The organism is Shewanella avicenniae, assembly GCF_017354945.1.
In the GTDB taxonomy this organism is placed as follows: Bacteria; Pseudomonadota; Gammaproteobacteria; order Enterobacterales; family Shewanellaceae; genus Shewanella; species Shewanella avicenniae.
Map to the genome: position 1 here is coordinate 2,204,462 of NZ_CP071503.1, position 13,884 is coordinate 2,218,345.

At 46.9% G+C, this 13,884-nt stretch carries 9 protein-coding genes; 2 read left to right on the forward strand and 7 right to left on the reverse strand.

Translation table 11 applies throughout. The features are described from left to right. Nucleotides 1–141: 141 nt before the first annotated feature. Entirely contained in the window at nucleotides 142–2,379 is a 2,238-nt protein-coding gene (locus JYB87_RS09735) for an EAL domain-containing protein (protein ID WP_207353318.1), read from the reverse strand. 278 nt (nucleotides 2,380–2,657) lie between these two features. Here JYB87_RS09735 and JYB87_RS09740 point away from each other — a divergent pair, with 278 nt between their 5' ends. Next, nucleotides 2,658–3,407 carry a phosphatase PAP2 family protein gene (locus JYB87_RS09740; RefSeq protein WP_207353319.1) on the forward strand — a complete coding sequence of 250 codons (750 nt, stop codon included), beginning with the start codon at nucleotides 2,658–2,660 and terminating at the stop codon, nucleotides 3,405–3,407. On the opposite strand, the gene JYB87_RS09745 is transcribed toward JYB87_RS09740, so the two are convergent. Then, nucleotides 3,387–6,818: a hybrid sensor histidine kinase/response regulator gene (locus tag JYB87_RS09745; RefSeq protein WP_207356652.1), complete on the reverse strand. Its 3,432-nt coding sequence runs from the start codon at nucleotides 6,816–6,818 to the stop codon at nucleotides 3,387–3,389. The two genes, JYB87_RS09740 and JYB87_RS09745, sit on opposite strands and share 21 nt — an antisense overlap. Nucleotides 6,819–7,119: 301 nt before the next feature. On the opposite strand from JYB87_RS09745, the gene acs reads away from it, so the two are divergent. After that, nucleotides 7,120–9,075 carry an acetate--CoA ligase gene (acs, locus tag JYB87_RS09750; protein ID WP_207353320.1) on the forward strand — a complete coding sequence of 652 codons (1,956 nt, stop codon included), beginning with the start codon at nucleotides 7,120–7,122 and terminating at the stop codon, nucleotides 9,073–9,075. An 81-nt stretch (nucleotides 9,076–9,156) separates the two neighbouring features. Here the strand turns inward: acs and JYB87_RS09755 are convergent, their stop codons facing one another. The 5 genes from JYB87_RS09755 to speA all read right to left on the reverse strand — a co-directional run bounded on the left by JYB87_RS09755 (nucleotide 9,157) and on the right by speA (nucleotide 13,864). Next, complete coding sequence (locus tag JYB87_RS09755; RefSeq protein ID WP_207356653.1) at nucleotides 9,157–9,504, reverse strand: DUF3802 family protein; 348 nt, start codon at nucleotides 9,502–9,504, stop codon at nucleotides 9,157–9,159. Nucleotides 9,505–9,620: 116 nt separating this feature from the next. After that, entirely contained in the window at nucleotides 9,621–10,199 is a 579-nt protein-coding gene (locus JYB87_RS09760) for a YceI family protein (RefSeq protein WP_207353321.1), read from the reverse strand. Nucleotides 10,200–10,299: 100 nt separating this feature from the next. Further along, nucleotides 10,300–10,941 (reverse strand): pyridoxamine 5'-phosphate oxidase, encoded by a 642-nt coding sequence (gene pdxH / locus JYB87_RS09765; RefSeq protein ID WP_207353322.1) that lies wholly within the window; start codon nucleotides 10,939–10,941, stop codon nucleotides 10,300–10,302. Nucleotides 10,942–10,966: 25 nt separating this feature from the next. Further along, nucleotides 10,967–11,896: an adenosylmethionine decarboxylase gene (locus JYB87_RS09770; RefSeq protein WP_207353323.1), complete on the reverse strand. Its 930-nt coding sequence runs from the start codon at nucleotides 11,894–11,896 to the stop codon at nucleotides 10,967–10,969. A gap of 54 nt (nucleotides 11,897–11,950) precedes the next feature. Then, nucleotides 11,951–13,864, reverse strand: coding sequence for a biosynthetic arginine decarboxylase (gene speA / locus JYB87_RS09775; RefSeq protein ID WP_207353324.1), 1,914 nt, complete (start codon nucleotides 13,862–13,864; stop codon nucleotides 11,951–11,953). Nucleotides 13,865–13,884 lie beyond the last annotated feature (20 nt).

Consider the following 13,884-nt stretch of genomic DNA (forward strand, 5'->3'; position numbering starts at 1 on the left):
CCAGAATATTGAACTCTATAGATCAGCAAGCTGAATAACAGGGCTAAAATTGCTACCCCAAAGCAGAACACCAAGCTGCTAAATCTTATGCGAGCCTCACTAGTTATTGTTGCAGGCAATCGAATTCCTTATCCTGGGGCATCAGGCAATATTGTTATTTTTTAACCATATAATCAGATCATCTAATACCATGGGTTTAGCAAATAAATAGCCTTGCCCGATGTCACAACCAAGCTGCATGAGCTTTTGCTGCTGAGCCTCTGTTTCAACCCCTTCGGCCACAACCGTAAAATTAAAGCGCTTTCCTAACCGAATAATGACATCGACCACATGTTCACCGGCACAATCAGTGAGCATTGAGTCAACAAAGGAACGATCTATCTTCAAGTGCGTAGCAGTTAAATCGGTGAGATGTTTAAGCGATGAATAACCAGTACCAAAATCATCGATATTCACCCCAATACCAGCGTCGATAAGCTGTTTAAGTAGTGGTGATATCTGTTGATAGTCAGCCATGGCTTGCGATTCTGTCAGTTCGATCTCCAATAGTTGCTTAAGCTCAGAATTGCTGTCTACAAGGCGTTGTAACGCATGAGTAAACACCTCATCTTCTAAGTCTGAAACTGTGACATTGAATGATAAAGGAACCGCCAGCCCAAGATGCTTGAGTGTTTGCAGCGCAACCAAACTCATCTCAAATACCCGAAGATCCACTTTCTTGATAAGCCCAGACATTTCCGCAACCGGGATAAACTCTGCTGGTGAAATAAATTCACCGCTTGCGGTACGCCAGCGCACTAGCGCCTCCAATCCTACGACTGCACGATCGTGTAGACGGACTTTGGGTTGATACATCAAAAACAGATGATTGTGTTCTATGGCCTCATTTAGCCCTTGCAATAATCGATGGCGATTAACAGCCTCAAGCCCAAACTGCGCTGAATATTCGATAAACTGTTTACCAGCGTTACGACCGCGTTGAATCGTCGAACTTAGCAAGTGAAACACCTCTCGAGCATCAACTTTGTCAACAAGCGACAGATCCATCACGGTGACAATCACATCGAGATGCAATTGAATATTATCGACGATAAGCTTGAGATGGCTAAGAGCCGCTAAAGATTGTTGGTGTTGCAGATCCTCTCGATGTAACACGACGGTAAAACAATCTAACTTCATTCTTGCAATGTAACAGTCTTTGCCAGACAACGCGCTAATCTGAGCAATGAACTGTTTTAATATCAGACAGATATACTCACTTGATATTCCCAGTAATAGTTCGTGATAATCACTGATGGTAAAGGTTACCAGTACGGCATCGTTGCGCTCTTTCGCGGTCAAACTATCAATGAAACGAAGTAACCATGCTCTGTTAGGAAGCTTTAACTCATTGTCATAATAAGCCAACTCCGTCAGACGGTCACAAAGCAAAATATTGTTAAAACCATTACTTACGTTTTCGCTAAAAACTTTAAGTAAGTTGATATGATAATCACTGAGAGGTTTTTCCGACTCAACCACCATAATAAAGTGACTAATGCGCTCAGCTTTATCCGTAGCAAAATACAGCACACTGAGATGATTTGAAAATTGATGTTGCCGCTGTAACTGACATTGCTTTATCAGCTCAGTTAACCCCGCGAGGTAGTTTACGGGAATATCATCAAGTGTATTCACTTGCTGTTGGAGTATGTCAGCAAAACGCCCAGAACGGCTGATGACTTTATAGACTCCCGCCCCATCATCAACGTCGTCTAACGCACAAATAATACCACCGGCAGAGGCGTCGATAATCTCGGCGACTTTTTGCAATAACACATTGGAATAGGATGTTACATCGCGTAAGCGCGATAACTCTTTTGATGCTTCCACCACCATACTCAGGCTTTTTCTAGCAGTTTCCAAGGCGTAGTAGGCGTGCCAAGTTCTTAGGTTTGCCGATACAATACTGCGGATTTTATCAACGGATATTTCGGTCTTTTGCCAATATTCATCGATATCGTAATGCTGCATCACATCAACAAATGGCGCCATACCGGGTTGCCCAGTGAGTAATATGACCCGCAACGCAGTATTACCCAGCACATTGCGGATGGTATTGACTAGTCGCAGGCCGGCTTCATCGTCCTCCATAACCACATCAAGCAATGCGACCGCTAAATCGGGCGTAGAGGCGATAATTTCAGCGGCGTCGATTGCATTAGCCGCGGTCAACATTTTGATTGGGCGGCCCTTAACGCAATATCCATGAAGACTATTAACTAAACTGGCCTGATAGTGGGCGTTATCCTCAACTGATAGCACCTTCCAAGTATCAGCGATTAACTCACTTTTGACTATTTCAGCTTCTTGCGCGAATTCAAACAACTCGTCCTTCATATTCCCTCACTCTGAACGTACACAATTTTTCGCTATTAAGTCATTAGCTTGAAACTTTAACGTTAGTTGAGAAATGGATGAATTCAAGCGCTCAACACGCGCTCACGACTAAAGACTAATCCTTGAAATTCAGTGAAAAGCTATGCTGGCTATTTGGCACTTAAAAGCATTGCGTGCTCGATATGTCAGCATTTCGACAAAACGCAAAGGCTTAAGAATATCTTAATTTTTCCCGCACAGACTCTTTGTCGACTATTGAACGAATGCTAAGGCGAACCATGCTAAACCGCGAAGTTTCTGCCACCCAATGGTATGCGCAACAACTGTTACTCCCCTGCTTTGTTGGATTAGTGATCCTGACGTTTATCCATCAGTTGTCGTTAGATCTTTTACTCGCAAACTGGTTGTTCGCGCTGGAAGGTGGAAACGGCTGGAGCTTACGCCATCAGTGGTTTCTCGAAACAGTGATTCATAGTGGTGGCAGACATCTGGTTACCGCGGCTTCAGTATTGGCTATTGTACTGACGGTGTTGAGTCACTTTATCAACACGCTTAAGCCATATCGCAAAGCGCTTTGGATGTTACTGGGCAGCGTCGCCAGCACTATTTTATTGGTGAGATATGGCAAACAGATCACTAACGTGAGCTGTCCTTGGGACCTCACATTATTTGGTGGCACTAAGCCCTATATTGAATTTCCGCAAACCTTGAATTCCAACTTAAGCCTTGGCCAATGTTATCCCGGTGGCCACAGCAGTGGCGCGTTTGCATGGGTAGCACTTTACTATGTTGCCTTAGTCCATCGCCCGCAAAGCCGCAGAATTTGGTTAGCGGTGGCTATGATGATTGGACTTACATTTGGCATCGCACAGGAACTTCGTGGTGCACACTTTCTTAGTCACGATTTGACCAGCCTGTTGATGGCATGGCTAATAGCAACCACATTCTATTGTTTAATTTACCGTCCTTGGCAAAGCACCCAGCGCGCTGAATTAAAAGTAAAGCCACTAGCGGCGCTGGCGAACTAAGCTAGAAATAAGCGCTCTCAAAGCTGCAGGCTTTACCATCTTCGCCATGTAGTGGTAACCACGTTGTTCAACATCATCGATCACCGCTTTATTGGTATTAGCGGTGATCAAAATCCCCGGGAGATACTCGCCATAAGCGGCACGGATGGCGTCCATCGCATCAACCCCGTTTTTACCATCGTCAAGATGGTAATCCGCCAACACGATATCCGGTGCAACCCCCTTCAAGCCCAATTTTATCCGCGCATCATCAATATCGTTAGCGCAAATAACATCGCACTGCCAACGGGTAAGTAAGCTTTCAAGCCCTGCTAAAATGGTTTCTTCGTTATCGATACAGAGCACCTTTACACCCGCCAAGGTTTTCACCGCCGCTTGAATCTTATTAAATTTAGGTGCAGAAGCGACTGAGCCCATAGGCACAGAGACAGAGAACATCGACCCTTTGCCGTGAATTGAATGGACTTTGATATCATGCTCTAGCACCTTGCTGATGCGTTCGGCAATCGCCAAGCCCAGTCCCAACCCATTGGCGCTCTTTGAGTGCGGGTTATCAATGCGTTTAAATTCTTGGAAAATTGATTTCAGTTGAGCCGGTTCGATGCCGCAGCCGGTATCAAGCACTTGAATTTCCAATATGCCTTTTCGATGGCGACACCCAATAAGCACCTTACCGCCCTTAGCGTATCGAAAGGCGTTGGTGAGGAAGTTTTGAATGATACGGCGCAACAACGCCGGATCTGAATTGACAGTGGCTTTACACGGCACCACCTTAAACCGAATGTGGCTATCAGCCGACATCGCTTCAAACTCAACCGCCATGGTGGAGATTATCTCTTCAATAGAGAAATCACGGCGTTTAACATCCACTTTGCCAGAATCCAAGCGCGAAATATCCAGCAGATCAGTAAGCAGTTCACCGGCGTTTTTCAGCGACACGTTGATGTGGTTGAGTGTCAATTGCACATCGGTTGGCACATTAGGATGCTGATTTAGCGATGCGGTGAACAAGCGTGCAGCATTCAATGGCTGCATCAAGTCATGCCCCACCGCGGCTAAAAATCGACTTTTAGAGGCGTTTGCCATCTCCTCTTGCGCTTTAGCTTCAAGCAGTTGGCTATTGAGTAACGCCAATTCGTAGGTACGTTCACGTACCCGCGCCTCCAAGTTTTCATTAGCGGCTTGCAACGCTTTTTGCTGCTCGCGGTATTGGGTAATGTCGGTAAAGGTCATTACAAAACCGCCATCCGGCATTGGGTTACCCTGAATTTTAATGACCTTGCCATCTTTGCGTTGCCGCTCAGAGCTATGAGCAGAACCCGCGCGCATATGATTCAGCCGCTTTTCTACATGCTCATCAATGCTACCTACACCGCAATAGCCGCGCGCGGCGTTAAATCGAATCACTTTCGCAATCGGCATCCCCGGTTGCAAAAAGTCTTTTGGATAACGATATAACTCCTCGTAACGATAGTTCCACGCCACTAGATTAAGATCTTTATCGACCACGCTCATCCCTTCATTGGCGTGTTCAATCGCAGCACGCAGCATATCTTGGCTTAGCAAGACTTGCGATGATGCGTCATCCACCAAGCTAAACACTTCGTCAAGCGCCAAATCACGGCCTTCAAGTACTGAGTCCATCACCACGGCCGCACTTGAAGCCCCTAACACACCGGCGAGCAGGTGCTCAGTATGATTGATCAATCCACGCGAGGCGGACTTATGCCAACTATCACTGCGCACAGCTTCGGGAGAAAAACGTGAAAAGCTTTCATAGGCGCGGGTTGGACTGACGAAGCGACTGGCCAAGATCAGCAAATCTTGCTGACTGATCTGTACCGCGCGGCGGTTACCACTGTTTCTCATCTGCCCCGGAATAACAAAGGCACTGGCTTGAATACGGTCAACAACCCCAGCCCGAAACCAAATCGAACCGAGGATATAAAAGATAAAGTTGGCGATAAGCGAGGTCAAAATATCGTGAATATTGGGCGTAACATCAGTGAACGTTGACATACCGTGAGTAAATAGATCACCTGAAATTGCCGCATCACGAAATAGCAGTACACCCCACAACACAAAACCAACAGCTAAGCCCAGCATCACCCCGGAGCGATTCGCTCGCTTCCAATAAAGCCCACCAACCACTGCAGGCGCTAACTGCGCAAACGAGCCAAACGCCAACATACCGAGGTGAGATAAAGAATCATTAGTTTGAAAACTAAGATAGGCCACGTATCCCATCGCTAAAATCAGCACGATAGAAATGCGCCGCACATACAGCAGTTGCGTCGAGAATTGGCTAAAATTACCGCGCTTAATTTGGCCTGTGCGCAACAATACAGGCACCAACCACTCATTACTGATCATGATACTGATGGTCACCACCGCAACAATCACCATACCGGTTGCCGCCGACATAGTACCCAACAGAGCGACCACAGCTAACCACTCTTTTCCCAATGCCAGCGGCAAATTAATCACATAGGTATCGGGTGAAACAGTATCGCCCAGCAGCAACTTCCCTGCTAACGCCATCGGCCCAACAAAGGCGGCAAATAGCACCAAATACAACGGAAACACCCAGCGCGCTTTACGTAAATTACGCTCATTTTGCGCCTCTACCACCATCACATGAAAGATACGTGGCATACAAAGAAATGCTGCCATTCCCACCACAACATCGGGAATAATCGACTCTAGGCGCATGTTAGGATGTTGAATGATGCCCGCGGTTGATGCTTGCTCCCACAAATTGCCAAAGCCACCAAACACACCGAATACCACCACTACCCCAAGCACGATAAAGGCGGTCAATTTGACCAAAGACTCAAAGGCGATGGCAAACATCATACCGGGGTTATGCTCGGTAGCATCGAGCTTGCGAGTACCAAATAGAATGGCAAACACCGCTAACCACACCGAGAGCATTAACGCGACGAGGGTGCCATTGAGCGGTTCGCCTTTAGGTTGAAACAGGTTAAAGCCAAACACCATGGCTTTAAGTTGCAAAGCGATATACGGCATGATGCCGAACATCGCAATTAAGGTGATGAATACCGCCAGAGGTTGCGATTTGCCATAGCGAGCCGCAATAAAGTCAGCCACTGAGGTGATATTTTGCGCCTTAGACACAATCACCATCTTACGCAGCAGCGTGAAACCCACCAAAAACACCAGAATTGGCCCAATGAAAATTGGCACAAACGACCAAAAATCATTTGCAGATTGCCCCACCGTACCGAGAAAACTCCAAGACGAACAATAAACAGCGAGACTCAGCGCATAGGTCCAGTGTTGCAGTTTTTTGGTCACATTGCTGAACCATCGTTCAGCCCCCCACGCCAGCAAACACAGCAGGCAAACATAAAACAGCGCAAAGGCAGCGACCAACCAAGTTAAATTCATCATCAATTCCGTTACAGCATGAAAGTCAGCTGTTTGTTATTGTTTCTAAAAGTCCAAAGCCCATAAGCTACCGCAAATAGCACAAATGCGAAATATCACTTATGCCACCGATGGTTAGCGCAAAAAGATGCAGTAAATTTACGTCTAAAAATGGCTTATTCAAGACAATTGTAGCACGTCAAACTAGCCGTTATCTTCTTGAAAAATAAACCTAAAGTATAAATCGACCAATGTCTAATAGAATGGCATACGGCATACAAACATACTTTTGCGACATGCATCACTGAAATGGAAAGAGTTTATGTGCTCACAACCAATGACTTATAAAGTGCCGGATTCTGTTGCTTCAAGTGCGTTGATTAATGACGAAAAATACAAACGCATGTATCAAGAATCAATAGTTAATCCAGAAGGATTTTGGCGCGAACATGGCAAGCGCATCGATTGGATGAAGCCATATACCAAAATCAAGCAAACCTCTTTCGATGATCATAACCTCTCGATTCAGTGGTTTTATGATGGAACATTGAATGCCAGCGTTAACTGCTTGGATCGCCATCTGGAAAAGAACGGTGACACGGTTGCTATTCTTTGGGAAGGCGATGATGCCAAAGAACAACGCAAACTGACGTATGCTCAGTTGCATAAAGAAGTATGTAAATTTGCCAACGCGCTGCGCAGTCAAGGCGTACGTCGTGGGGATGTTGTCACCATGTACATGCCAATGGTGCCAGAAGCGGCCATCGCAATGCTGGCTTGTGCTCGCATCGGTGCGGTGCACTCCGTTGTCTTTGGTGGTTTCTCACCCGACTCCATCGCCTCACGTATCATCGACGGCAAATCAAAAGTCGTGTTGACCTCAGATGAAGGTTTACGCGGTGGCCGCGCAATTCCACTGAAGCGCAATATTGATGAAGCGCTATCTAATCCAGATGTCACCACAGTAGAAAAAGTGATCGTGCTTAAACGTACTGGCAATGACATTAACTGGGTGGAAGGACGTGACGTTTGGTGGCATTCACTGACCGAAACAGCTTCAGAATTTTGTGAACCAGAAGAGATGAACGCAGAAGATCCACTGTTTCTGCTGTATACCTCTGGTTCCACCGGTAACCCGAAAGGTGTGTTACACACCACCGGCGGTTACATGGTTTATGCTTCAATGACCCATGAGTACGTTTTTGATTATCGTCCGGGTGAGGTTTACTGGTGTACCGCTGATGTGGGTTGGATTACTGGCCACAGCTATATGGTGTACGGACCGCTGGCGAACTGCGCAACAGTTTTGATCCATGAGGGTGTACCGAACTCACCTAACCCAGGGCGTTTAGGTGAAATGATTGACCGACATAAAGTCAATATTCTCTACACTGCCCCAACCCTTATTCGTGCATTGATGGCCGAAGGTAAAGAGCAGTTCTCCGCTTATAAAGGTGATTCCCTGCGCGTAATGGGCTCCGTGGGTGAACCCATCAACCCAGAAGCATGGCGTTGGTATCATGAAGTCATCGGTCATGAAAACTGTCCGATTGTGGATACTTGGTGGCAAACCGAAACCGGCGGTATTTTGATTACCCCGCTGCCAGGTGCAACTGACACTAAACCAGGCTCGGCAACGCGACCATTCTTTGGGGTTCAACCTGCGTTGGTCGATAACACTGGCGCGATATTGGAAGGGGCAACTGAAGGTAACTTGGTGATTCTGGATTCATGGCCTGGCCAAATGCGCACCGTTTACGGTGACCATGATCGCTTTGCGCTGACCTACTTCAAGACTTTCCGCGGCATGTATTTTACCGGTGACGGTGCTCGTCGTGATGAAGACGGTTACTACTGGATTACCGGCCGTGTGGACGATGTTATTAACGTATCGGGTCACCGGTTAGGTACTGCGGAAATTGAAAGCGCGTTGGTTGCCCACGATTTAGTCGCTGAAGCCGCCGTTGTTGGTTATCCACATGATATTAAGGGTCAAGGTATCTATGCCTACGTCACCCTGAATAAGGATACCGAGCCATCTGAAGCGCTTCGTCAAGAGTTACGTCAATGGGTCCGCAAAGAGATTGGTGCATTGGCAACTCCAGATCTCATTCAGTGGGCCACAGGCTTACCGAAGACACGTTCAGGTAAGATCATGCGTCGCTTCCTGCGTAAGATTGCGGCGAACGAGATCACTAACTTGGGCGACTCTTCTACACTGGCAGATCCAGCGGTTATTGACACTTTGATCGAAACCCGTTTGAACCGTGCAGAATAAAATCATTTAGATACCAAAAAGCCCTGATTATTCAGGGCTTTTTTATTGCGTTCTATCTTCGGAGGAGACATACAGACTCGATTACTTGAGCATATCGCTTACTTCTTGATCAAATAGATTCTTAATCAAACCAGAAAACTCACTAATAAAGTGGATCTGCTCGATGGTGGCCTTTTGGTGCGCAACCTTGCCCAACACCTCTTCTAAGTCATACACCACTGCATCAATTTCGCGGATCACCGTGTTGCGTTGAGCAAACGATAGCTCAGGATTTTGGCCACAAATCATAATAATCTGCGCAGCCAACTGCTCCTCAAACAACTCCAGCACTGAACTTTCGCTGGGATCAGTACCCACGACAGTGAAGAGCGCTAAATTTTCACTCAAATACTGGATTAGATGCGCATATCCATCTTTATCTGTAACCATCATTCCTACTCATCAAGAACGTAATCTTACGAAAATGGGATAAAATTATTGTAACCATTTCATTATTATTTAGTTAATACCATGACACATTGATCCGGCATAAATTTATCGCGCTTTTACTCTGTTCGCTCCAATGACAACACAAAATTTATCGGTACAACGCTGAAAATATCGTCCAGTTGACTGATTTTAGCTAACTTTTTTAGACCACTGCTTAATTCGAAGTCATCTAGTGCCAGTACCACTGGCCGATATGGCACCACCAGCAGCCGCGAAGGTGAAAGTTTGACAATTGTTAAACTTAACCGAAGTCGCTGGGTTATGCCGTGTAGCGACAGCGTTGCATCGACATCCAACACCCGTGGCGATGCTACCTCGAGCGCTGACAGCCATTGTGTGGTAATTGACGCGGTTAAATCGACTTTGGGGTATTTGGAAACTTCAAACAAAACACTACGTAACAAGCCATCGCGCTGTTCAAGGCCTGAGTCAACCGTAGCCAGTGCAATCGACATCGCAAAACGGACGTCATCTTTTAATGTCGCAGTTTCAATCTGAAAATGATGGGCTTCAGCGATATTCTGTGACTTGATGGACACAGCATAAAGAGAGGAACGTTGCGGATTAAGTTGCCAATCTGCCGCATGGACATACGGCAAAACGACACACAATACAGCCGTTAGCCATCTGTACATAACACCCCCTGTGTCAACTGATAGCGCTACGCTAACTAAGTCTATGGAGAATTAACTTAAAGTTAGTTCACCACTCAGGGGGTTGCAACTCGAGCAATTATTAAGGCGCTAAGCGATCAATCGTCCAACTGTTATCGGCTTCACGGCTATATAAAAAGCGATCATGCAGTCGCTTTTCACCGCCTTGCCAAAACTCGACTGATTCAGGCTCCACGCGGTATCCACCCCAAAATTTCGGTAACGGCACTTCCCCAGCGGCAAACTTGTTTTTCATTTCAACAAACTTGGCTTCAAGGACTTGCCGGGCTGAGATTTTTGAGGATTGATTCGATACCCACGCGGCAATTTGGCTGTCTTTCGGACGCGAAAGAAAATACTTCAAAACTTCCGCCGAGGATAACTTAGTGGCAGTGCCATTTACTGCCACTTGTCGCTCCAACGGATGCCATGGAAATAACAGATTAACGGCGCTGTTATGGGCAATATGCTGCGCTTTGCGACTTTCTAAGTTGGTGAAAAACACAAAGCCTTTTTCATCAAAGCGCTTTAGTAACACAATGCGTTGAAATGGACGATGTTGCTCATCAACGGTGGCCACCACCATTGCAGTAGGGTCTGTTAATTTGGCGTCCACCGCCTGCTGCATCCACCGTTCAAACAAGCTAAACGGGCTCGCAGGCAGATCGGAGCGCCGCAAACCGCCTTGGGTATATTCCCGTCGAATATCGCTTAAATCAGACATGTTATTCCCTTTGCATCCTGGCGGATTAAAGTTCGGTCGGCTGCAAATATTGATGTTCGCAGCGTTGATAGTGGCTAAAGTGTAGCGCGTAACCCTGTTCCATCGTTAAGCTGCATTGGCCTAAGCGCACATGAGCCGGATAATCTTGCGTCATCGGTGCAGCGTTAAAGCCAATCACATCCCACGCCCCCGGTGCCAATGCATGTAATAACGTCGCGAAAATATCGACATTCTGCTTGGTCAAATCGAGATTGGTCTCAAAACTAACGTAAGAAGTATCTTCTTGCGGTGTCACGTGAATGGTGAAGTAGTCTTTACCTCTGATCCCATTGACCGAGTAACCAAACGGCTCAAATAGAAAATCATCGATGGCAAAATCCCCCAGCAGCTGATTAAGCTGCAAGCGTTGACGCACGCCGTCGATCGTTTGTCTTGAAGAGGTTAGATACTGCGCGGTCTCTCCGCCAATATGGTACATCAACAACTCATTGGTGATGTCGCCTTGCTCAGCGGCGTAGGGTCTGTCGCTATAAAAAATATAGTGATGATGAGAGTCCAGATGGCCAAAGCGGTACGCTTTACCTGAGATTTTTTCACGCAACAGCTTCAGGTCGTCTTCGAATGAAGAAGCCTGTAGATGCGCCAAATATTCATTTTTACGCTGATAACTAGCAAAGGCGATCGCCTCAACACCAAGCGTATCAATAAACAGCGTCGCCGCATGAACCAAGGTTGTGGTGCCACAAGTGAGCATCAAAAAGTGATCATCCCAGACAAACAGACTGGATTCACTTAACAGATAGGCATCGCAATACTCATTGCTAACCGACGACAGGATCTCTGCGTTAGCTTTGCTCACCATGGATTGCCAAAACGGCCGACCAAGTGAACGCAGCGATGGCGTATCCTGCGTCACAATGATTTCGATTTTTTTCTCTGAACCTTCAAAAAACATGTTCCGTACCTGATATGAGCCGCCAAATCGCGGCTCTAAACCAAATTCACGCTATCAAGCAAAGTCTTCCAAGTAGGTGTAACCCTTAATACCGAGATGTAATTCTTCTAAGATTGAAGCGCGTTCATCTTCTTCAATATGGGTATTCACCAATTCTTCGTATGTGCGCATAAACGACACGGCATCTAAGTTCACGTAACGTAACACGTCAGCTACGGTATCGCCGGCGAATACCGTTTCGATATTTGGCAAACCGTTTTCATCTACGCGCACCACTGCTGAGTTGGTATCGCCAAACAAGTTATGAAGGTCACCCAAAATCTCTTGGTACGCCCCCACCAAGAAGAAGCCCAGCAAATACGGGCTTTCAGCGCTCCATGCAGGCACTGGCAGTGTTGTTTCAATCCCTTGACCATCTACGTACTGATCGATAGTACCGTCGGAGTCACAGGTAATGTCCAGCATCACGGCACGGCGCTCTGGCGCCTTGTCCAAACCACTGAGAGGCAGTACCGGGAAGACTTGATCAATACCCCAAGCATCAGGCAACGACTGGAACAATGAGAAGTTAACGAAGAACTTATCCGCCAGCTTTTCGTTCAGCTCATCAATAATTGGGCGATGGTAGCGATTCTTAGGGCTCATCATCCCTTGCAGCTCATGGCAAACACGCAGGTTGGTCTGTTCCGCCCATGCGCGCTGCTCAAGGCTTAATTGCCCTAAGGCGAACAATGAATGTGCTTCTGCCAAGTCAGACTGCGAGTCGTGGAAGATCTCAATCAATGCACGGCTATCGCCACGTTCACGAATGTCAGTCCAAGATTGCCACATGTTGTGCAGCAGTTGTGGCGCATCTTCTTCTGGCTCAGTGATCACTTCTGGCGCATAAGCTTCAGTACCAATCACGTCGGCAATCAATACGGCGTGGTGGGCGGTTAAGTAACGACCAGATTCGGAAATCAACCGAGGTACAGGCTGTTCGTATTCCGCACACACGTCAGCCAAGGTACTGACGATGTTGTTGGCGTACTCAGTCAAACCATAGTTCATTGAGTTATTACTTTGGCTACGAGTACCGTCGTAATCCACCGCCAAACCACCACCAACGTCAAAGCAGTTAATTTGCGCCCCCAGCTTACGCAGTTCGCAATAGAAACGTGCCGCTTCACCGACACCATGGCGAATATCGCGGATGTTGGCAATTTGCGATCCCAAATGGAAGTGCAGCAGTTGCAGTGATTCGAGCATATCGTTTTCTTTCAGCTCATCGATCACTTTTAACACTTGCGCCGCAGACAGACCGAATTTTGACTTCTCGCCACCGCTGGCTTGCCATTTGCCTTTGCCTTGGAATGCCAAACGCGCACGCAGACCAAGACGAGGGGTCACGCCCAGCTCTTTTGCTTCACGCAGTACAATCTTCAGCTCAGACATCTTCTCGAGCACGATATACACTTTATGGCCGAGCTTTTCGCCAATCAGCGCCAAGCGAATGTATTCTTTATCTTTGTAGCCATTACACACAATCACAGAGCTGGCTTTTTGCGCCATCGCCAGTACCGCCATCAACTCTGGCTTACTGCCGGCTTCTAGGCCTAACTGAGACACCACTTTGCTCTTTTGGCTGGCAATGATCTCTTCAACAACAGACTGCTGCTGGTTCACTTTAATTGGATAAACCAACAGATAGTCTGAGCCATAGTCATAACGCTCAATCGCTTGGTTAAACGCCTGACACAAGTTGTCTACGCGTTGACACAAGATCTGCGGAAAACGCACCAACACTGGCATGCTCACGCCAGCTTTCACCATATCTTTGGCCAGCTCGTTTAAGCTGATCCGGCTGTTGGAATTTGCTGGTTCAGGCGAAACTGTCACTTCACCTTCATCGTTAACCCCATAAAATCCCTGACTCCAGTACGCAACGTTATATCCGGTACGGGCATCATCAATCGACCAATCACTCATTATATTCAGCCTGTGATAGT

Coding starts and splice junctions, on each gene's coding strand:
- JYB87_RS09745 (WP_207356652.1), bottom strand. CDS start 6,818: ATGAATTTAACTTGGTTGGTCGCTGCCTTTGCGCTGTTTTATGTTTGC.
- speA (WP_207353324.1), bottom strand. CDS start 13,864: ATGAGTGATTGGTCGATTGATGATGCCCGTACCGGATATAACGTTGCG.
- JYB87_RS09760 (WP_207353321.1), bottom strand. CDS start 10,199: ATGTACAGATGGCTAACGGCTGTATTGTGTGTCGTTTTGCCGTATGTC.
- pdxH (WP_207353322.1), bottom strand. CDS start 10,941: ATGTCTGATTTAAGCGATATTCGACGGGAATATACCCAAGGCGGTTTG.
- JYB87_RS09770 (WP_207353323.1), bottom strand. CDS start 11,896: ATGTTTTTTGAAGGTTCAGAGAAAAAAATCGAAATCATTGTGACGCAG.
- JYB87_RS09755 (WP_207356653.1), bottom strand. CDS start 9,504: ATGGTTACAGATAAAGATGGATATGCGCATCTAATCCAGTATTTGAGT.
- JYB87_RS09740 (WP_207353319.1), top strand. CDS start 2,658: ATGCTAAACCGCGAAGTTTCTGCCACCCAATGGTATGCGCAACAACTG.
- JYB87_RS09735 (WP_207353318.1), bottom strand. CDS start 2,379: ATGAAGGACGAGTTGTTTGAATTCGCGCAAGAAGCTGAAATAGTCAAA.
- acs (WP_207353320.1), top strand. CDS start 7,120: ATGTGCTCACAACCAATGACTTATAAAGTGCCGGATTCTGTTGCTTCA.